Source organism: Thalassotalea hakodatensis (genome assembly GCF_030295995.1).
In the GTDB taxonomy this organism is placed as follows: domain Bacteria; phylum Pseudomonadota; class Gammaproteobacteria; order Enterobacterales; family Alteromonadaceae; genus Thalassotalea_C; species Thalassotalea_C hakodatensis.
Map to the genome: position 1 here is coordinate 1,477,050 of NZ_AP027365.1, position 20,262 is coordinate 1,497,311.

Sequence of the window (20,262 nt, forward strand, 5' to 3'; positions counted from 1 at the left end):
GATCGGAACAAGACAAATCAAAAAAAGTCCCTATACTAAAGTCTAAAATAATTAAAATGAATTTCAAAAGTTTTGCACTTCTTACCCTTTACTTTTGATTGCATCCAATTTCAAGGCTGAGCCGTTTGGATAGTTGAATATTGAAATAAGTAAACAATGGGAAAAAAAATGGAACATGAAGAGTTATTGCCACTTTTGCTTAAAGTTGCTCGCAACGACCGTTCGGCGTTTGAAGCGATTTATAACAAAACCAGTGGGCAGATGTATGCGGTTGCATTAAAAATGCTAGCAAAGCCTGAATTGGCAGAGGAAGCTACGCAAGAAGCGTTTGTAAGAATTTGGTACAACGCAAGCCAATATACGGAAGGTAAAGGAACAGTACTTACTTGGATAATCAGTATCGTACGCTATCGTGCTCTGGATATTTTACGGTATCGCAAAGTACGAAAGGAAGAAGGTGTTGATGATTTAGAAGGCATGGCTTCATATCATTCTGATGAAGCAGAACCTGAAACTGACATTGAGTCAGGTAAGCTCAACCGTTGTATGGGTGAATTAGATAGTTTGCAGCGCCAAGCGATTCATTTGGCTTATTTTAATGGTTGCTCTCATGGCGAAGTGGTGACACACATGGAGAAGCCACTAGGTACGATTAAAAGCTGGATCAGACGAGGCCTTCAGGCCTTAGAGAGGTGTTTAAGCTTATGAATTATACTCAATCAGAATTACTCTCTTCGCTCGCATCTGAATATGTGTTAGGCACCTTGCGGGGCCCTGCTCGTCATCGCTTTGAATCGTTGAAGGTGAAGGATGCCAAGGTACAAGACGCTGTGCAATATTGGGAGTCACAATTAAATGTGATGGCGACTTCGATTAAGCCCATTGAACCCCCCGCGAGAGTGTGGAAGAAAATTGAGCTTAGTTTGGGTTTTGTATCCAACAGCGATGATCTAACTAATCCACGAGTATCAAATGAGATAAGAGAACAACCTAGCGCTAATAAGAGCTGGAAAGTGATAAGCGGGCTTGCCGTCGCAGCAAGTTTTATCTTGTCGGTTATGTTTTATCAGTTTTCTACCGATTTTAAATCGCCGAACTCAGTTGCTGTGTTTGCTAATGCTGAGCAACAAACGTTGTGGTCAGTAGATGTACGTAAAGATAACTTGTTCATCCGTAGTACGCAAAATTTGGCAAAACGTCCAGCAAATGATTATGAACTATGGATTGTTCCTGCATCAGGAGGTGCGCCTATATCACTCGGCTTATTGCAACAGGAAGGCACATTTACTTTACCTAAACCGAGGGTATTTGACGAGGTTGAAATTGCAGCGTTGGCGGTAAGTATCGAACCGAAAGGGGGCAGTCCTACAGGAGCACCTACAGAAGTGTTGTTTACTACCCAGTTGGCCTTATTATAGGGGGTAGGAAAGCGCTTAGTTGATGTGAACACATGACAAATGTGTTCACATCAAAAAAAGCGAGCCTTGTAAAGGCTCGCTTTTTTATCAAAATAGAAAGATTAAGTTATTTCTCATAGCCAAAGGTTAAGCTAGAAAAATATGTTTCATATTCAGCTGTGCTGCGGTATGTGTTAGGTACACTCCAAATAACATTAACTATCCAGCTACCTTGCGTTTCAATTTTAAAACTCGCTTCCCCTTTAGCGTTGGTGCGCATGGTTTGCTTTTCCATATTACTTCCAGCAAGTGGCGCAATATCAACAAGGGCATTTTCAAGTGGCTTCCCCCTAAACATAACGTTTACCGGTAATATTTTATCATCTCCTAATTGATAGGGGTTGCGTAGCGGCACAATTTCAAGCATGTGACCAATAGCGACAGTAGCATTGTCGGTGAATTTATTGCCCACCTGTAATAAGGCTTTAGCTTTTCGCGAATAAATCTCGCGACCGCTAGTTTGTGTCTGATTCAAGCGTTTACGATCTTCTAGTATGAGCGCTAAACCTTCATTTTTTGCGTAGTCATTAAACTTATCGGCCTTTAAACTACTAAAGCTATGATAACTTTCAAAACCTAAAACATGCGTACCTTCCTCTGCCAGTGCTACATTAGCTAAGCCTTTAACTATGCCGTTGTTCACGATTATATTTTCTAGCTGGTCTTGATAGGCGCCATCGCTATAAGTTCTGAGCGCGACGATTTTATTCCAACTTAAAGCCCAAGCGCCAACATCGTTAGCATGACCGACTAAAAATTTTACAGGGATCTTAACGGGGGCTTTGTCCGCTTGAAAAGAGTTTGGACTTAACCAAAAATCGTGGGCATAACTGAATGTAACGTTGATGCACAGCAGACCAATTAGGGTAAATTTAGTGATAAATCGCATAGGCTCTCCTTAGAACTCTATTTTTTGTAATGTGTGAATTTAACGCACCGTTACATTTTAGGGTGATTAACATCTTGATGGATGCGTAAGTTTTGTATCAGAGAACCATACTCCTCACCCCGTATATTGGATGCCAGATTTATGAATAAACAAGAAAATAAATTTAAGCATACCTCTTTGCATCTATTTAGCTTAGTTGCACGTTTAGTTTAATTCAGTGAGGAAGAAGTACTAAAAATAGGTTACTGAGTACTAACAATTACGTCATGAAAACTTATAAATGGAGCAATTATGTTTGAATGGAAAATAAATCGAATAAAAAGTATGTTGATCTTACTACTGGCTATAAATAGTTCTTTAACTATGGCACATACAGTATGGCTTGAACCCGCGAAAGAGAAGAACACTTATAATATATCGTTCGGAGGACATGGTGGAAAACAGGTTGCCTATGAACCGGAAAAGTTAAAACGAATAGCAGCGTTTGATGCTAAAGGGAAGCCGTTGAACGTAACACGCTCAGATAAAAGTGAAGCTAGCCAATTGCAAATCCAGCCAAATACCGCGCTAGTCGCTATCTACTTTGATAATGGAATATGGAGTAAAGATAAAATGGGTAAAAGTGTTAACAAACCCATGAACCAAGTACCACATGCAACTCAAGCGACTAAAGCCGTAAAATACCATAAAACCGTTCTTGAGTGGTCACCAGTTGTACTTAAATCACTTGACCAAGAATTTGAGGTGATTCCTTTAGAAGACAGTCAACCAGAAGCTGGAAAAGTCATGCGTGTAAAGGTTTTGTTAAAAGGAAGACCCTTAGCAGGGGTTAAGCTTGGTCAGGGGGAAATTGGTGACAACATAGAAACCAACGCTGAGGGCATTGCTGAATTTGTACCTAAATCAGGTTTCAATAAATTGTGGGCAGGTAAACGATTCCAAGTTCAACAAGAACAATACACTGAATTAAGTTATGAATACTTGTTTGGGTTTTACACAGGAGATAAGAAATGAAAATCAATGTCGGTAATTTGATCACGTTAATAGTACTTCTGTTTTCTTACAGTACGCACCTATATGCCCATGAATTGGATTTAGAAGTAAGAGTGCTTAGCTCTTCAGTGATAGAAGGGCAGATCAGTACTTCTCATGATGACGGTTCATTTAGGCAATATATCAGCATAGAGAATCTAACGGATACCAGTTTTAACAAGATTACGTTGCAAAGTAATCATTATGGTCAATTTAAGCTTGTTGGCGTTCCTGGTCATCGATATCGCATCATGCTTGAAGGGGAAGAGGACCATTTAGTGTCTGAAGAAGTAGTACTGCCAACGTTGTCTCGATCAAACGTTAGTGAATAATATTTAGTTGCATCTAATTCATTTAGTTAGGCGTTTTGTTTTTTTTACGTTGAAAGAGAGCCAGCTAAAAAATAGCTGGCGTTAAGCGATTATGACAATGGAGCAGTTATGAATAAAAACAAAATGACGTTAGCGATGGTATCAATATCGGCAGGCATGAGCACGATGGTATTGGCAAACGTCGAGAACGAGTTAAGTAATAAAGAGTCGCGAAAAACAATTGAAGTGATCACGGTCAAAGGACAAGCGTTAAATAGACTTAACTTTTCCAATTCAGCAACTCAGATATCAACAGAAGATATTCGTTCAAAACAGGTGAAGGACATTAATGAACTGTTAGAGGATGTACCAGGTGTCAGCATAAGGGATTATGGTCTTGGCGGAGTAGCAAGCTCAACGATTATAAGGGGCTTTGGCGACGGTGCTCATGGCGGGGATTTAGGCGTCGTTATTGACGGGCTCCCTCTTAATGAAGCCAACTCTCATGCAGATGGATATGCAGATTTAAATGTTGTTGTGCCGCTTGAGATTGAGCAAGTGACCGTTTACAAGGGGCCGATTTCAGCACTTTATGGCAACTTTAATCGGGGTGGGTTATTAGCACTTGAAACGCGAAGCTCTGGTAACTATACCGACATTGATATAAGTGGGGGAGCATTTGATACTTTCGATGCTCAGGTGGCTGTCGGCAATGAGCTGAACGAAAAACATAATGTTAATTTTGCAGCTCAGCACTTCACTACCGATGGGTTTCGCCCGCAGTCAGATGCACGAAGAAGCACTGTATCGGGGCAAACTCGCTACAGGATAACTGAGCAACTTGAATTTGGTTTGTCTGGCCGTTATCACGATGCAAAGGCAAGTTCTGCAGGCTATACAACGCTAGCGCAGTTTGACGTAGACCCCTACGGCATTGACCCCAGAGTAAAAAATGACGGCACTGAAAAAGAATTTGGCACGGCGAGAGCAGATGTTGGTTATGTGATTAACCAAGACACCAAACTTTTGACCTATGCCTACACTACTCAACAAACGTTTACCCGATGGTTTAGCCGTGGCGGCGCGCAGGCTGAAAATTGGCGACAACGAGAAGAAACTTACGACAGAGATGTATATGGTGTAGGTACAAGTCTAAATGGTGTTGTTCGTTTAGGCACATTCGAGTTCTCTTATGTCGCAGGGTTAGAGCACTTTAATGAGGAAACAGATTTTCAGTTTTATGAAGATTTAGACAATCGCAAAAGAGTGTCTTTAGCCGATTTCAATCGCAGATCTACCCTTACCAGTAACGCGGTGTTTGCAGAAGCAGATTTGAATGTTACCGAAAGTATTAACGTCTCACTGGGATTACGAGCTGATCAGTTTGATGGCGATTGCCAGCGCTTGGGAGCTGAAACTGCAGTCGCTCCATGCGAGGAGTTAGAAAGTGTCAGTAATGTCAGTCCTAAAGCAAGTATTCATTATAATATTATTGATAGTCTTCAGCTGAGAGCAAGTTACTCAGAAGGGTTTGCTTTAGCTAGCGGCTTTGCCAAGTTTGCCTCTGGTGCACAGGATCTTGAAGTCAACGAAATCAAGCAGTATGAAGCGGGTTTATTCTTTCTCCCTTCAGCAAACCTTGAATTTGATGTGTCGCTTTATGATATTCAGTCTTCTAATGAAATTAATGAAGTTGCACAAGGAGAATTTATCAACTTTGGGCAAACAACCCGCAAAGGCTTAGAGGCCAGTGTAAGGTGGAAAATATCCGAACAATTCGAAGTAAAGGGTGTTTTTGGGCAAAGTGACTCAGAGGTTGATAGCAACCTCAACCGAGGTTTACTGGGTAAAGCCGTCAATGGAGTGCCAGAACAAACTGCAACGCTGATGCTTGATTGGTTTCCAAGCGATAGGCTTAGATTTAATACAACGCTCAGGTATATGGGCGAATACTTTATCAATACGGAAAATAGCAGCTCGGCAGACGATTATACCGTATTAGACCTTCTGTTAACCTATAACCTTAATGTAGGAGAATCTAGTAAAGTGTTTGTTAGGGTTGATAACGTGACTGACGAAGTATATGCCTCTACGGTCAACGGCTTAGGAGCATCTCCAGGTGCACCTCGCGCGTTATACGCAGGGGTTCAATTAAGCTTTTAATTGGTCCGCTAAGTTTTTTTGATTGATTATTGCCAACCAAGAACGATAGTGTTTTTGGTTGGCGGTTCATTGAAAATTGTTGTAGTTAGCAATCTACATGAGGTGAATATCGGCTCTTTTACTGCGTTATAGCCCCTGATTCGCCACTAAAATAAATACCAACAGTTTGATTATTTACCAGTTGCTAAATAAAGTGTGGTTGTGATCAAATGACGACATGAACTCTAGCAGTTAGACGAATCGCCGAAAAACGTATCAAGTTTAAGTGGTAAAGTACGTGTAGCTAGTTAACCAATAAAGTAGATAAATTCAATGAATACATGGGGAGCCTACATCCTCAGGTGTTCAGAGCAAAAACCATATGTGATAGCTAACGTACCAGCTTTATCTTCATCAATATACACACCGCACCTAGCCTAGGTTACACAAGTTAAGGAACATGTAAAATTAGCCTGTGTTAAATGTTTGCTTTTTATTTATCACACTGTTCTAGCACGGAGTTTTTTCTTAGTGCAAGGCAAATTTGTGCGTCAATTACGTGTCTATTGCAAATAAATTTAATGCAGTAATAAGGAAAACAACTGTTAGAAAGTAAGTTGTTATCCCGAGATCCGGTTATGTATTATCACTTTGTAACATTTATTGATAAAGGTACAACTCTCTGTTTTATAAATGATTTGTTTTTATTCAGAGAAGCAATAAATATAAAATTTACGTGTACCACTTGAAGTGGTACACGTGTTGTGGTGTACTACTTAAGGTGGTACGCTTTAGGCAAACTTATTTCGGCGTTCAATATGATTAATATAACTGTCGGAGATTCACGACCTCTCTTCAAACAGATTGTCGATGAACTTCATATTAAGATTGTTAAAGGTGATTTGCCTCCAGGCACTAAGCTTCCCAGTGTACGTGGTTTAGCGATTCAATTAGCGATCAATACCAATACTGTGGCAAAGGCATACAAAGAGCTTACTGCATTAGGTGTGGTCGAAGCTAAAACTGGATTAGGGTTATTCACTAGGTTTCCTGAACGAAGCGCTAGTGAGAAAGAGCAAATGCAACAAGTAAAACAAGCGATTAGTCACTTTATTGCAGATATTGCGGGAACGAACATCGATCAAGAAACAATTTTAGAGTTGATTGAAAATGAGCTTAATACGCTGTATCGAATCAATGATAAATGATAAATCAGGAACAGTCCTATGAATAAATACGTCATTGAAACGGATAAATTGAATAAATATTATGGAGAAAAACATGCGCTCAAAAATCTTTCTATTAAGGTTAAAGCCGGAAAAACAACGGCAATAGTAGGAAGCAATGGTGCCGGTAAGTCGACGTTATTTAAGATTCTTTTGGGTGTTCTTGCGCCATCGGATGGAACCGCAACAGTGTTGGGTATGCCGACAAATTTCTTATCCCCTAAAATACGCGGCGATATAGGGTTTGTAAATGAAGAGCACTCTTTACCGTTTTGGATGCCTGTTGGTAAATTGGTAACAATACACAAAGCGCTATACGTTAATTGGAATGATGCAGTATACAACGATGTTGTTGCTTTTTTTAATGTGGCTAAAACACAACGTATATCTGAACTTTCTAGAGGAGAACGTGCGGGTGTTAATTTAGCAATGGCATTAGCGCAACAGCCTAAATTACTGTTATTAGATGAGCCGACTCTTGGGCTTGATGTTGTCGCTAAACGCGCATTTCTAGAAGCATTAATTAGCATTCAAAATTTAAGTTCGTGCGGCATCGTTTATTGTTCGCACTCGATGGATGAAGTGGAAAGAGTCGCTGATGACTTACTTATTATGGAGAAAGGAGCACTTCGATTTCATTCAACGCCTGATGAGTTTGTTGAACGAGTTAGTGCTTGGATGGTTGATTTTGAAGAGAAAATGCCAAATAAAGAGAATTTTCCAGGCTTGCTGAATATTAACCGTATAGATGACTCCTACCAACTAGTTGTGCTAGATCAAAACGACTCTTACAAAGAACATTTATTGGAACTTGGCGCATCCAATGTTTTTAAGATCCCAGTAAACCTCGATAAAGCCATTAATAGTATCTTGGCACAAAACCATGCATCAAAAGCGCTATAGGAACAAAAGATGAAACAGATATTTTATTGTGAATGGTTACGATATAAAAAATTGACCATAGTTTGTGCAGTTATCTATGTTGCATTGCTCTTTGTATTACATGCAAAAAGCCCATTGTACACCATGAGTGAATTAGCGTTTATTTTGCTTATTATTGTGCCAAGTTTGTTTGCTATTACCCTAGGGGTGAATCAGTTTTTGTTGTACAAAAAATCTAGCCATTGGACTTATCTTATCCATAAACCTCTGCCGATGTTTAAAATTTATGCTGGGTTAACTTCAGTGTTTTTGGCTATACTTTTAATGGTCATTTTAGTGCCACTTACTGTTTATATTTTTCTTATTGATATAAACCAACCCATATTAGTAGAACCTCGTCACTTCTTATTAATTCCTTATATTACGCTTACTGCACTGAGTTTCTACTTCGCAGGAGTTTTTGTTACTTTGCATCCCAAAAAACTCGCTTATGTGATTGTGTTGATCCCATTCTATGTGTTGGCTGCTGAAGTAAAAGGTGTTGAACAGTTTGCACCATTAATTTTCGTGACTTTACTTTTGTTTCTCTTATCGTGGTCAACTTTTAAAGAAGATTTGCAGAAAAATTTGCATAAACCGATATCATCACTGTGTAGTAACGTGGTGACCCAATACAGCTTATTTATATTAATTAGCTTAGCGACATTTGAAATCGGTCACATTGGTACTTCATTGAGAACAGTCGATCTATCGCCACAAGATGATGTTAATTATTATTCAAACGCCGTTATTATGGATGATAAGCAACGCATGTTATGGAATATTAATGGAATAGAACAAGATCAGTATGCCAACTTTCAAAACGAATTATCATTATCTACGTTTTCTTATTTTTCACCAATTAACGGTGAAGCTTTACCTAAAATGATAGAAAATCAACCAATTATGGATGATCGTGGTGCTAGCTTCTTTGATAAAACGCATAAAATTAGTTGGCGTTATTCACATCAATTTATGTTGTTTTCGGGATTTGATCGCAACGGAGATTTTGTTGGTTGGTTAGGTAAAAGGGGCAGAGCTGAGTCGTTAGAATTAGCTGAGAAATTTGATTACGTACCATTTTTTAGTCAGGGGTATTTATATCTTCCAAATGCTCTTATGCAATATAACGAATCTGAACAAGTATTTGATGTTAAATTACCAATAACAGAAAACCAACGAGTTGAATATACGCCTTTTGTGGGATCTAATTTTGTCGCTGTACTGCTTACTAATGAAATTCAGATGTTTATGAAAAACCAGTTTTTTAGTGACGGCGTTGTTTTGAAACCAACAGCAACCATTCCTTTAAATACTCCAATAGACACAGTAAAAAATATCACGTTTGCTGAATTGTTTGATGGTCACTTGATATCGATTAATATTGGAACCACCAAATATAATACCTATGATAGAGGTTCAGCAGATATTAAAGACGGTTATTCTGTTACCTATAAAGCTGCGTATGAGGCCAATGTAATTCAAATTGCTTCACGGCCGTTTAAGCAAGGCTGGTCAGATTGGATGTTTTATCGAGATTTTGTTATTTCCTATGTGTATGGTCATGCAAAATTTTATTTTGTTAAAGGATTGAACGTAAATGTTCCTCAAGCTCAACTTCTCGCCTCCATTGTCATGATGATTCTTGTTGCGTTAATAACGACATTGTTAATGTTGCGCTCAACAAAGTCGATGACTGAAAAAGTTTGTTGGGTTATTGGAAGTACATTGGCTGGAATACCCGGATTAATAACATGTTGGTTTTTTTCTGATTGGCGGCCAGACAAGCCAATTGACAATAATTCAGTAATAACCACCCAATAACACGGCCTAAGGTGCAGTCATTACTGTACTAAAACATAGGAAAACTAACATGAATCACCAAGTATTTATTTGGGTGAGGCTTTTGTGCGCCTCATTCACAGTATTATGGTTATCACCTTATCAAGTGGTAGCGATTGAATTATCTACTCAAGCGTTGAATCAAGATGAAGAAAAACAAGCTAAACGGCCATTGTTAGAAGATTTTTATCAACGCCCTAGTAGTCATCAGGTTACTCTCTCACCTGACGGTAAAAAAATCGTCTGGATATATGCTCTAGACAATAAATCACTTCGCCACTTGATGGTTCTTGATTTAAAAACGCATAAAACGATTAAGTTGTTAACCGCACCAAACATCATCCTTCCTGTTTGGCACCGTTCAAGTGAGTCATTATTTGTTGTTACTAATACCAGTATAGTTGAGCTCTCTTTAAGTGACATTCATAAAAGAACAACAATTATGAAGTTTGACAAGTCGACAAATCAAACGTTTGAAAAGTATGACTCAAGGTTAGATGTTATTTATTACAGTGAAAATGACGAAAAGTCCCATCGGATATTCCGTCTTGGTCGTTTGGAAAAACCTATATTGTTGTTGGAGTCAGTTGAGACAATTCGAAACTTTTATCACTATCCTCAAAAGGGTACCTTATTTTATTCGCTTCATTTTAATGATCGCATTGAAATTTTCGCCAAAGAACAGGGTAAAACTCGAAGTTTACGTACTTGCGATATGATAAAACGGTGCAGTTTAAAAGGTGTCGACATAAAAAGCGGCAAATTATTCATTAACAGTAACGCGCAATCACCTATTGATGCGCTTGCATCTCTGGATGTTGAAACGAAGAAAGAGTCCTTGCTACTTGCTGATCCTAAAGGTATCTCTGATAGGGAACATACTCTGGTACGAAATGGTAAGCACATTTATACGAGTTTTTTTGGAGATTTTAGACAATTTTATAGCCCAATAAGCTCGGTTCAATCAGCATTAAAACAGTTAACACTGTTATTTCCACGCAAGAACTTAAAACTACAGCTTAATGAAGATATGTCGCGATGGTTGGTCGAAGTAACTGGCGGTAATATGCAACTATCGTCTTATTATTATTACTTTCCTGAAACGAATAACCTGAAAAATATCACTCAATTAGTTGAGCAAAAATCTCCAAAAATCACTGAGCATAATTTAATTGAAGCAATGCCACTCACATACAAAGCTAGAGATGGTCTATCAGTTCAAAGCTATGTGTGGCTACCAAAAAATACAGCGTTGAAATCTGCACCATTAGTTACCTTTGTTCATGGGGGACCTTGGAAACGACTTAAGGGCGAATATGATGTCATCACTCAATTGTTAGTGAGTAATGGCTACATTGTATTTCAGCCAAACTTTAGAGCATCTTGGGGATTTGGTGTCGACTTTATTCTAGCTGGCGCTAAAACTTTCGGTAAAGGGAAAACTCACAATGACATTATTGATGGCATTGAGACTTTACTCGATAAAGGTATTGGCAATAGAGATAAACTAGGTATCTTCGGTCATTCTTTTGGTGGTTTTTCGGTGTTAGGGGCATTAGCATTTGAGCCAAACTATTTTAAGGCAGGTTTTGCAACGGCGCCACCAGCCCAGATGCCTAGTTTTAACTCAGAGAAAATACGAAAAAAAATGGGGCGCAGCAAACCGAAAAGAGGGTTTGATCGAATTCATCAAGACAGAGTTTTTTTAATAGACGACAGAAACCAAGCTGAAGTGGACCGACTTTATTCAATATCGCCAGACGCCCATAAAATGGCGATTAAAGCCCCGTTAATTATTGCTGCAGGAGCTAAAGACATTAAAGTGCCGGTATCAGATGTTAAGTCTTTTTCACTGGCACTAAAACTGGCAAATAAACCTGTCAGCTTATTTATAGATAAACAGGCGAACCATTCATTTCATTGGGAACCTACTTGGTTATCACTGACATATTTAATGGAGCACTTCTTTGCTGAACATTTAGGCGGTCAGGTACATAAATCTAACGAGAAAACGTACCAAAAGTATATATTGGAAATGGAAACGTTCAGTACAAAAGAGGTCAAACAATATTTTACCCTCAACAAAGGCCTTTAATAAAAATGCTCTTTTAAAGGCTACCCTCGTTGAATAATGACAAAAAGAATTAGCTAATTTTGCCCTTGTACTCACAAATAACTTCATAAATATAGTCATCACAACTAGGTTTACGTGTTGTGCAGGAACTTTTCCCATGGATTATAAGCCCATGGTGACAGCTATATTGAATTTAGTGTGATTAGATACAGACTCGGTACGTTTATCTACGGTGATAGTTCCGTGTTGTGTCTGTTATCAGATAGCTGATAACATCAGTAGTTAACAATTATTTAGAGAAAAGAATTGTCATGAGAACATCTATTTTATCGTTTTTTATTGTTGGTGGAACTGCCTTAAGCGTAAGTATGGGCGGTAAGGCAGACGTAAATGTTACTGAAAGAAAATCTGTTATTTTGCCTGCGCCAGAAGTCTCTATTTCGACCCAAGATGCTTATTTTGAACATATAAAAAAACATTGTGGCAAAGCCTATCAAGGAAAAGTTACCGTCGACAATGCTAATGGAAGTAGTTTTTCCAATAAAAAATTAGTGATGCATGTTCGTAAATGTACTGATCGTCAACTGCAAATTCCATTTCATGTAGGGAACGATGCCTCCCGTACGTGGATTTTAACTAAAACGGGCTCTGGCATTTCTCTAAAGCATGATCATCGTCAAGCAGATGGTACTTATGATAAATCTACCATGTATGGCGGCCATACCTTGGATGCAGGCTGGGAGCGAGTGCAATCTTTTCCAGCTGATCAGTATTCAAAAGAGATGTTTGTAAAACACGGCATACCACAATCAAATGGTAATACGTGGCAAATGTTTATTTATCCTGAAAAATTTACCTACCGCATGATTCGAGAAGGCCGTGAATTTAGAGTGGATTTCGATTTAACAAAACCTATTACACCACCTGACGCGCCATGGGGATATAGCGATAAATAAACGTGTTGGTAAATAGGGATTTAAATATCAGTATGTATTTATTGCTCATGACGACAACAAGTACAGAGTAACCATAAGCTTACTCTGTTTTCATGCTCTGTTTTCACTACAGCCGGACGGGCAATACTAACTGTATTCTCACTGATGACGAACTGATACAATTTTAGTGAGAGAGATAATATGCTTTATTTTAGGATGACTTAACCCTCATGACAGAGAGTAAAACGATAAAATTTGACGAAATAAAATACCTTGTTACTAAAGATAATCAATCAGTGACTTTAAATCCGTTAAGTTTTAAATTGCTGTTCACGCTGGCACAAACACCAGAACTCGTTGTATCAAATAAAACGCTCATGACAAGTGTTTGGCCTAACAATGTTATTAGTCCTGACACTTTAAAACAGCGAGTATTTGTTTTACGAAAGTCACTAGAACAATCAACAATAAAAGGCCTTTCAATTCAAACGGTAAGGGGGGAAGGGTACCGATTACTCATTGAGCAAGAGGTCATGCCAATCGATCAAACGTTTGTTCCTGAACCGAGCCCCAACGTACACACAGATAAAATTCCTCGGTTAAACAAAAAAGTATTCGGTATAACGTTTGTGGCGCTGTTAATGACAATAATCATATTAATATTCGTGACTCAATCAACGAATTATGACAAAGCGACAAGTAACAATCGGATTGCGCTATGGAGTAATACCCCTCTTAATGAAATGCCTGAGAATGCGTTAAGTATTTACCAAACATGGAATGATTTGCTTAGCCAAGCAAATGAAGAACAGCGTCTTCAACTCATATTATCAACCCAACGAAAAGAGTTAGTCTTACCATTACAAGCAAGAAAAGATCGGCTTGCATTAATTAGTTATTTTGAAGTGATAGAAGTAAACAACAACACGACAATAAAGCTAAGCATAGTAGAGCCAACTACCGCAACAATATTACGGACTAGTTCGTTTTCTATGTCATCAACGTCATCGTTACTTCAAGCATTACAATCACAATTGAGTGGCATTGAATCGTTAATGTCATCTGGGAAATTGTATTTAAATAAACAGCAACGTGAATATGCTAAAGACCCTATCTGGCCAGTGTTAAAGGCGCTTGCTAACCCAGCATAACCATTCATAACCTTTATTAACTCGCGCTTTTTTAACAACTCATGCTCAATGGAAAAAAAGGAGCATGATATGAAAATACCATTATTTATTTTACTGGCATGTATTATTAATATGCCAAAATCTACAGCAAAAAATCACGATGAAGTTCAGCACTATAATAAACAAAGCTATGAACGGCAGTTAACAAAACTGCTCACTAGCTTGAATGAAGTTACTGGAGTTCCCGGGTTTTCAGTGGCTGTAGTGCATAAAGGTAAACTTGTTGCGTCTGTTGCCACTGGTTTTTCTGATATAAAAAGTAAACTACCCGCCAAGCCTAATACCACGTTCAGGTTAGCCAGTGTGTCAAAAGTTATAGGCGCCACTATGTTAGCTGAATTAGTCATTAATGATCAGCTAAACCCTGATGTAAGCATTAGGCAGTATTATCCTGAACTCAATCAAAAATATCACAGCATCACAGTAAGGCAATTACTATCACATACATCGGGAATGCCACATTATCAAATAAAAGATTATGATATTTATGACGCACATTTCGATACAGCTGTTGAAGCAGTTAAAACACTCAAGGATCGAGATTTATTATCTCGCCCCGGTACTGAATATCTTTATTCTACACATGGCTATACGTTAGCTGGCGCTTTATACGAGAAAATAACCAAACAACCATTAACAGTGAGTGTTGAAAATTTTATTACCCGTTGGTCAGGTAAAGAAACACCAGCGATAGAGAATATCAACGACCTTCATGAACGCAGTTCAAGACTTTATGAACTAAGTAAAATGGGGGGAAGTGAAATTGCGTTTGGCGAAAAGTCGTATAGTGTTTTTGGTGCAGGGCTTTATGCTTCGGCAAGTGATTTAGCTCTTTTTGGGGGAGAAGTCTTAAAAAAAGCAAAGACACAAAAATCTTACCAGCAACTATTGTTTACGCCAACAATAACCCAAGACGGAAACCCCGTAACAAGTCGAAACTTTGACGTTGGTTTTGGTTGGCGTATTGCTAAAGATCTACATGGGCGTAAAGTTTATCATCATGCCGGAGCTACACCGGGAGCTCGCTCAATGCTAGCAATATATCCTGAGTATGATTTAAGTATTACCTTTTTATCCAATAGTAGCTGGATTTCCTCAATTGATAAATTAGTGTTTGCGTTAGCTGGCCTTTACATTGATAGCGTCAAGCCTGAAACATTAACTAGCACTGAATATCACATTAATAATAACGGCAAGAGCCTACAAGGTACGGCAAGCTGCCAAGAAAACGAGTGTCTTTTAACGGATAGCACGACTGATTACTCGCGTTGGTTAAACACTTTTAACGTAAACAAAGCCGCCATTAAACAATGGCCCGTCTTTTTCTATAGCACTGAACAAGGTCAGCGACTATTGATGGTAAATAAAGTGGGTATTACTGAGTTTGACGGTAAGGGTAACCACTTTGAAGTTAATACGGGTAAAGATCAAACTTACTCAATTCAATTGATTAACCAAAAATTAGATTAATCAATTCAACTGTTTAAATTATTTATTCAAAGGAATTACTTATGTTAAAAGCATTTATTGTCTCATTGTTATTTTTACTTCATATTAATGTTCTGGTAGCCAATGCCTCCGACACCTCTTTACCTAAACCTTACGGTCAAGGTAACTTCGTTAAAAGTAAATTTGGTCATATTTACTATGAAGCAGACGGTGAAGGCACTCCCATTGTTATGATTAATGGTGGTCCCGGTGCTTCTCGCACCATATTTTGGGGAGCATTAGACTTTTTAAAACCACACGGGTATCAAATTATATATTTTGATGAAACCGGTGTAGGCAGAGCGACAAGAGAGATTCAAGAGAAGTTCTCACCATCGATCACTGTTGAAGATATAGAAACGTTACGCCAACATTTGAATGTACCGAAACTCGTACTAGCAGGTCATTCATATGGTGGTATCCCAGCGGTGCAATATGCATTAACTTACCCGAACAGAGTAGAGAAGTTGATCATGTTAAGCGCATCTGCTGACGGACTAAGTCAACAGATGAATGTTGATGCCGCCAAGTACTTGAGAAAAACTTTTTTTCCACAACAGTGGGAGAAACTAGAGGAGATTAGAGCAAAAGGCGCATTAACAAGCAGTAATGAGTATATGAAAGCCTTTTACAACAGAGCCATCGGTAATATGTCTGATTGGTACGACCCAGAAAAACGCTCAAAATTAAGAAAATACCGCTCAAGAGATAAAAGAGATGGTTCAAATATCAAGGTATATTTTGATATGGCCGGTTTAGACCCAGAAGTAAAAATTACAGGCACTTTAAAAGACGTTATTATTAAAGAAGAAATGTTCAAAGACTTTCCTATTCCAACCTTAATTATTAACGGACGTAAAGATTGGAAAACTACACCAGCAATGGCTTATCGATTTTATAAAATGCTACCAGAAGGAACAGCAACACTTAAAATTTTAGAGCAAACGGGGCATTGGACATGGGTAGAACAACCTGAAGAATTTGCTGATACAGTTACACAATTTTTGATAAATAATAACAATGTGATTGAATAATTGTTCAATCTAGAGCTACATAAACAAGTTTAGGACAAAACAAATAAGGGATACATAGTCATTCTATAGTTCTTTCATTTGGTGAAATTACCAACTTGGTATAAGCCGTTACTTATTCATTAAACGCAACATGATATTTTTTTACGAAAAAAGAGCACAGATTTCTAACGTCGACTTTTAGTATAGTTGACGTTAGAAACTAAAAATTAGTACCTTTCTTGTTGATAGATTAGTGTTCATAAATGAAGTGAGGCGTGCGGCTTTGCTCAGACCTTTAGACGACTTTTTAATTGTCTAACGTTAGTTGTTTATTATTTTTACTCTAAGTTAATCATAAACTCACACAAATCTTCAATAATACGAGCGATACTGCGCGGTTTACGTGCTACGCAAGTATAACGACCATATAGAATAAGCCAATGATGTACGTCCACTTTAAATTCCGTAGGTACCACCTTTAAAAGTTACTGTTCGATATCGTCGATGGTTTTACCCATGGCTAATTTTGTGCGATTTGAGACTCTAAATATGTGCGTGTTTACCGCTATTGTAGGTCAGACAAAAGATAATGAAGGGAGATGATGTGTTTGGTAGGGCCTCCAGTATGGTTTTAGACTTATAGTACTTTTGGTGATAACAAGGAAACTCGGTACTTTAATGATGGGGAACAAGTTAATTATAAAAAATTTTATCCAATGTGACACAATCGTGTTTTATCACCGACTAATTAAATATCTAACCAATTGGCAATATGCAGATACGAGATGCGTAAACAATTCGAACAAATGATTATCAACAACCAAGGGCGCATTCGTTATATCGCATCTCGGTATAGTCATGATGGCGAATTTGACGACATCTATCAGGAGATATTACTACAGCTCTGGAGAAGTTTTGAGTCTTTTAGCGGCGCGTCGAAACAAGAAACTTGGGTCTATAAAGTGGCATTGAATACGGCCTGCACATCTGTACGGGCAGCAGTGAAGCAAAAAGAGATTAAACAGTCTCCACTTCATCAATCAATGCAAGAAATTCAGCCTAAGCATGAAAACTGCCAAGCAGACATTCTTAATCACTTTATGGATGGGCTAAGTGACATAGATGCGAGCTTGCTGATGATGTACTTAGATGGTTTATCTTCGGATGACAGCGCCACAGTGCTTGGTATTAGCTCCAATGCCGTTAGGTCGCGTATTAAGCGCATTAAAAATGAATTTGAAACCAATTACATAGGAGATTGATGTGAAGCTAGATGATTTAAAGCAAGACTGGCAACAAGCCATTGAAACCGAATCAACTCCTGATAATTTAACTGAGGTGATAGACATGATTGAGCAACAAACCACTAAGATTGACAAAGAGATTAAACGTCGCGATTTTCTCGAAATTGGAATCGCAGTATTTCTTATCCCGGTTTGGATATGGGGGTTATTAAATTCGGCAAACACGATGCAAAGCATTGGTTTAATCATTGCGATTGTCGCTTGCATGTACATACCCTATCGACTGATATCTGCGAAAAAAGTAGACGCCAAGAAAAGCGGTAGCGTTAAGGACTTTTTAGTCCAAGAAAAACAAAAGATTCAGCAACAAAAGCAAATGTTGGAGTCGGTTGTATGGTGGTACATAGCGCCGCTGACGGTTGCCATTTTACTCATCACGTTAGGGGCAAAGGTGAACGAACACGGTATTCCTCAAATATCGTCGGGCATGTATTGGTATTACGCTTGTGTTGCTTTGCTGGTTGTGGGTGTGTACTTCTTAAATAAACGCGCTGCCAAAAATAAGTTTGCCCCATTGCTAAAGAACATTGAACAACGATTGGCAGAAATGAGCTAAATCACCACAGACAGCCCATACGTTTCTACCCCCTCTTATTCACAAACCCTTTAAGGGCGCTTTGAGTGACTTGTTGAGCAAGTCGCTTCGGGCAAATGCGGCCAAAATTTACTAAGGAATTTCGACCATGAACAACAAAAAAACAAACAGCAAACAACAAAGTAATAAGAAAGCTTCTTCTTCAGCGATTATTGTCGTATTGATCACATTAATGATTGCGATAGCCTCTGGTAACTCACAGGCAACTGCAGCAAATGCCGAACTAGAAAAGGTGCTTAAACATAAAGTAGAAACTGAAAAACAGAGTGTTGGGATCGCCGTTGCCATCATCGAAAACGGTCAAGTAAGCTTTATTAACGTTGGCGTTGCAAACAAGGAAACGGCTCAAGAAATCGACCAAAACATCTTGTTTGAAATTGGCTCTGTTAGCAAAGTAATGACATCTACAGCACTTGCGACCTTTGTCGACGAAGGAAAGCTAAAACTGTCCGATCCCGTTCAAAACTACTTGCCTAAGTCAGTCAGATTGCCAATGAAAAATGACAAAGCCATCACGTTTGAGTCTTTGGCAAACCACCGTTCGGGTTTGCCTAGACTTCCAAGCAATATGCCGTTTGGCGACCCGTTAAACCCTTATGTCGATTACACGACAGAAATGATGTACGAGTTTCTTAATCAATACACCTTGCCTCGTGAGGTAGGTGAATCACCGGAATACTCAAACCTTGCAGTTGGTTTATTGGGACACACACTCGCTAAAATTGATAATATGAATTACGAACAAATGTTGATGCAACGCGTTCTAAAACCATTAAAGATGAACGATACCTTTGTTGACGTGCCTAAATCTGCGCTGACAAGAAGAAGCAAAGGTCACAATGGAAACCTTGAGTCTACCGATTATTGGCAACTACCAGCAATGGCTGGCGCAGGTGCTGTTGTTTCAGATGCTTCTGACATGGCACTTTATTTAAAAGCCAATATGCAACAAAACGAGTTAGCGTCGGCAATCAAATTGAGTCACCAGCCTACTGCCGAATTTGGAAATTCACACACTAAAGTAGGGTTAGGGTGGATCATTCAAGGTACAGCAGACGGTGATGTTTACATGCACAATGGTCAAACAGGTGGATTTGCTTCCTTTATTGGCTTTAATCCTACTTTGCATAAAGGCATCGTAATTTTATCGAACACTTCAATATTGATGGATGAGATAGGGTACAGTTATTTGACGAATTCTTTGGCATCTCTAAAGCTAACCACCCCTGTAAAAGTGGCTGAAGAAAAGTTAGCAAAATTGATTGGAAGGTATGAACTGGTACCTGGCTTTATATTGTCGATAACTCACGATGAGGATAAGTTATTTGTCCAAGGTACAGGACAACCAAAATTGCCTTTAATCGCCAACTCAATCTACGAGTTTGTTAATAACGCAGTAAAAGCGAGGATAGAATTTGAGCTTGATGCTGATGGCATAGCAACGTCACTTACTATGTATCAAGGTGGTCAAACACTACTTGGCAAGAAACTAAAATAGAAAGGTATTTATTTGTAGCTCAGAGCTCTTTATTTTGCGCCTTTTTACAAGGCGTTTCTTTCTTACTCGGTTTTATCCTTGAACTCACACAAACCTTCTATAATGCAAGAGCCGCATTTGGGTTTATGGGTAAGGCAGCTGTAACGTCCATACAATAAAGTTAATGGTGGACGTCTACTTTGAATTCAGCAGGTACTACTTTTAGAAGCTTTTTCTCTACTAGAACAACGTTTTTACCCATGGCCAATTTAGTGCGGTTGTTTACACAGTAGGTATGGGTGTCTAACGCTAGTGTCGGCCAATCAACAGATATTAATGGTAGGCGCTAAGACGACTCTAACGTGA

General features: G+C 38.7%; 17 protein-coding genes and 2 pseudogenes. 16 read left to right on the forward strand and 3 right to left on the reverse strand.

From position 1 onward, the window contains the following. The first annotated feature begins 168 nt into the window (after positions 1-168). Positions 169-708, forward strand: coding sequence for a sigma-70 family RNA polymerase sigma factor (locus QUE72_RS06465; protein WP_074498472.1), 540 nt, complete (start codon positions 169-171; stop codon positions 706-708). After that, positions 705-1,418, forward strand: coding sequence for an anti-sigma factor (locus QUE72_RS06470; RefSeq protein ID WP_286272287.1), 714 nt, complete (start codon positions 705-707; stop codon positions 1,416-1,418). Before QUE72_RS06465 ends, QUE72_RS06470 begins: the two co-directional genes overlap by 4 nt. A gap of 106 nt (positions 1,419-1,524) precedes the next feature. On the opposite strand, the gene QUE72_RS06475 is transcribed toward QUE72_RS06470, so the two are convergent. Continuing rightward, entirely contained in the window at positions 1,525-2,346 is an 822-nt protein-coding gene (locus tag QUE72_RS06475; RefSeq protein ID WP_286272289.1) for a DUF4198 domain-containing protein, read from the reverse strand. A gap of 291 nt (positions 2,347-2,637) precedes the next feature. Between QUE72_RS06475 and QUE72_RS06480 the strand changes: the two genes are divergently transcribed. The 11 genes from QUE72_RS06480 (at position 2,638) to QUE72_RS06530 (ending at position 16,541) form a co-directional block, all read left to right on the forward strand. Beyond that, positions 2,638-3,360, forward strand: a complete 723-nt coding sequence (locus QUE72_RS06480) for a DUF4198 domain-containing protein (protein ID WP_286272290.1) — start codon at positions 2,638-2,640, stop codon at positions 3,358-3,360. Beyond that, positions 3,357-3,710: a hypothetical protein gene (locus tag QUE72_RS06485; protein WP_074498469.1), complete on the forward strand. Its 354-nt coding sequence runs from the start codon at positions 3,357-3,359 to the stop codon at positions 3,708-3,710. The genes QUE72_RS06480 and QUE72_RS06485 overlap by 4 nt, the downstream gene beginning before the upstream one ends. Positions 3,711-3,818: 108 nt before the next feature. Next, complete coding sequence (locus QUE72_RS06490) at positions 3,819-5,852, forward strand: TonB-dependent receptor (protein WP_286272291.1); 2,034 nt, start codon at positions 3,819-3,821, stop codon at positions 5,850-5,852. Between the two features lie 797 nt (positions 5,853-6,649). After that, positions 6,650-7,039 (forward strand): GntR family transcriptional regulator, encoded by a 390-nt coding sequence (locus tag QUE72_RS06495; RefSeq protein WP_286272294.1) that lies wholly within the window; start codon positions 6,650-6,652, stop codon positions 7,037-7,039. Positions 7,040-7,057: 18 nt separating this feature from the next. Then, positions 7,058-7,960, forward strand: a complete 903-nt coding sequence (locus QUE72_RS06500; protein WP_286272297.1) for an ABC transporter ATP-binding protein — start codon at positions 7,058-7,060, stop codon at positions 7,958-7,960. Between the two features lie 9 nt (positions 7,961-7,969). Continuing rightward, positions 7,970-9,802, forward strand: coding sequence for a hypothetical protein (locus QUE72_RS06505; protein WP_286272298.1), 1,833 nt, complete (start codon positions 7,970-7,972; stop codon positions 9,800-9,802). Positions 9,803-9,851: 49 nt separating this feature from the next. After that, a complete protein-coding gene (locus tag QUE72_RS06510) occupies positions 9,852-11,915 on the forward strand; it encodes an alpha/beta hydrolase family protein (protein WP_286272299.1) in 2,064 nt (687 codons plus the stop codon). Between the two features lie 347 nt (positions 11,916-12,262). Next, positions 12,263-12,850: a hypothetical protein gene (locus QUE72_RS06515; RefSeq protein ID WP_286272950.1), complete on the forward strand. Its 588-nt coding sequence runs from the start codon at positions 12,263-12,265 to the stop codon at positions 12,848-12,850. 209 nt (positions 12,851-13,059) lie between these two features. Continuing rightward, a complete protein-coding gene (locus tag QUE72_RS06520; protein ID WP_286272301.1) occupies positions 13,060-13,980 on the forward strand; it encodes a winged helix-turn-helix domain-containing protein in 921 nt (306 codons plus the stop codon). 69 nt (positions 13,981-14,049) lie between these two features. Beyond that, the gene (locus QUE72_RS06525) at positions 14,050-15,489 is read left to right on the forward strand and encodes a serine hydrolase domain-containing protein (protein ID WP_286272302.1); all 1,440 of its coding nucleotides are present in this window, start codon (positions 14,050-14,052) and stop codon (positions 15,487-15,489) included. 41 nt (positions 15,490-15,530) lie between these two features. Next, positions 15,531-16,541: an alpha/beta fold hydrolase gene (locus QUE72_RS06530; RefSeq protein WP_286272304.1), complete on the forward strand. Its 1,011-nt coding sequence runs from the start codon at positions 15,531-15,533 to the stop codon at positions 16,539-16,541. 317 nt (positions 16,542-16,858) lie between these two features. Here QUE72_RS06530 and QUE72_RS06535 read toward each other — a convergent pair. Continuing rightward, a pseudogene (locus QUE72_RS06535) lies at positions 16,859-17,095 on the reverse strand (endonuclease III); the annotation flags it as partial. 210 nt (positions 17,096-17,305) lie between these two features. Here QUE72_RS06535 and QUE72_RS06540 point away from each other — a divergent pair. From QUE72_RS06540 to QUE72_RS06550, 3 genes are all read left to right on the forward strand, one after another. After that, the gene (locus QUE72_RS06540) at positions 17,306-17,782 is read left to right on the forward strand and encodes an RNA polymerase sigma factor (RefSeq protein WP_286272306.1); all 477 of its coding nucleotides are present in this window, start codon (positions 17,306-17,308) and stop codon (positions 17,780-17,782) included. 1 nt (position 17,783) lies between these two features. Then, complete coding sequence (locus QUE72_RS06545) at positions 17,784-18,380, forward strand: hypothetical protein (protein WP_074498460.1); 597 nt, start codon at positions 17,784-17,786, stop codon at positions 18,378-18,380. Positions 18,381-18,507: 127 nt separating this feature from the next. Continuing rightward, entirely contained in the window at positions 18,508-19,917 is a 1,410-nt protein-coding gene (locus QUE72_RS06550) for a serine hydrolase (RefSeq protein ID WP_286272308.1), read from the forward strand. A 62-nt stretch (positions 19,918-19,979) separates the two neighbouring features. Here the strand turns inward: QUE72_RS06550 and QUE72_RS06555 are convergent. Continuing rightward, a pseudogene (locus QUE72_RS06555) lies at positions 19,980-20,218 on the reverse strand (endonuclease III); the annotation flags it as partial. Positions 20,219-20,262 lie beyond the last annotated feature (44 nt).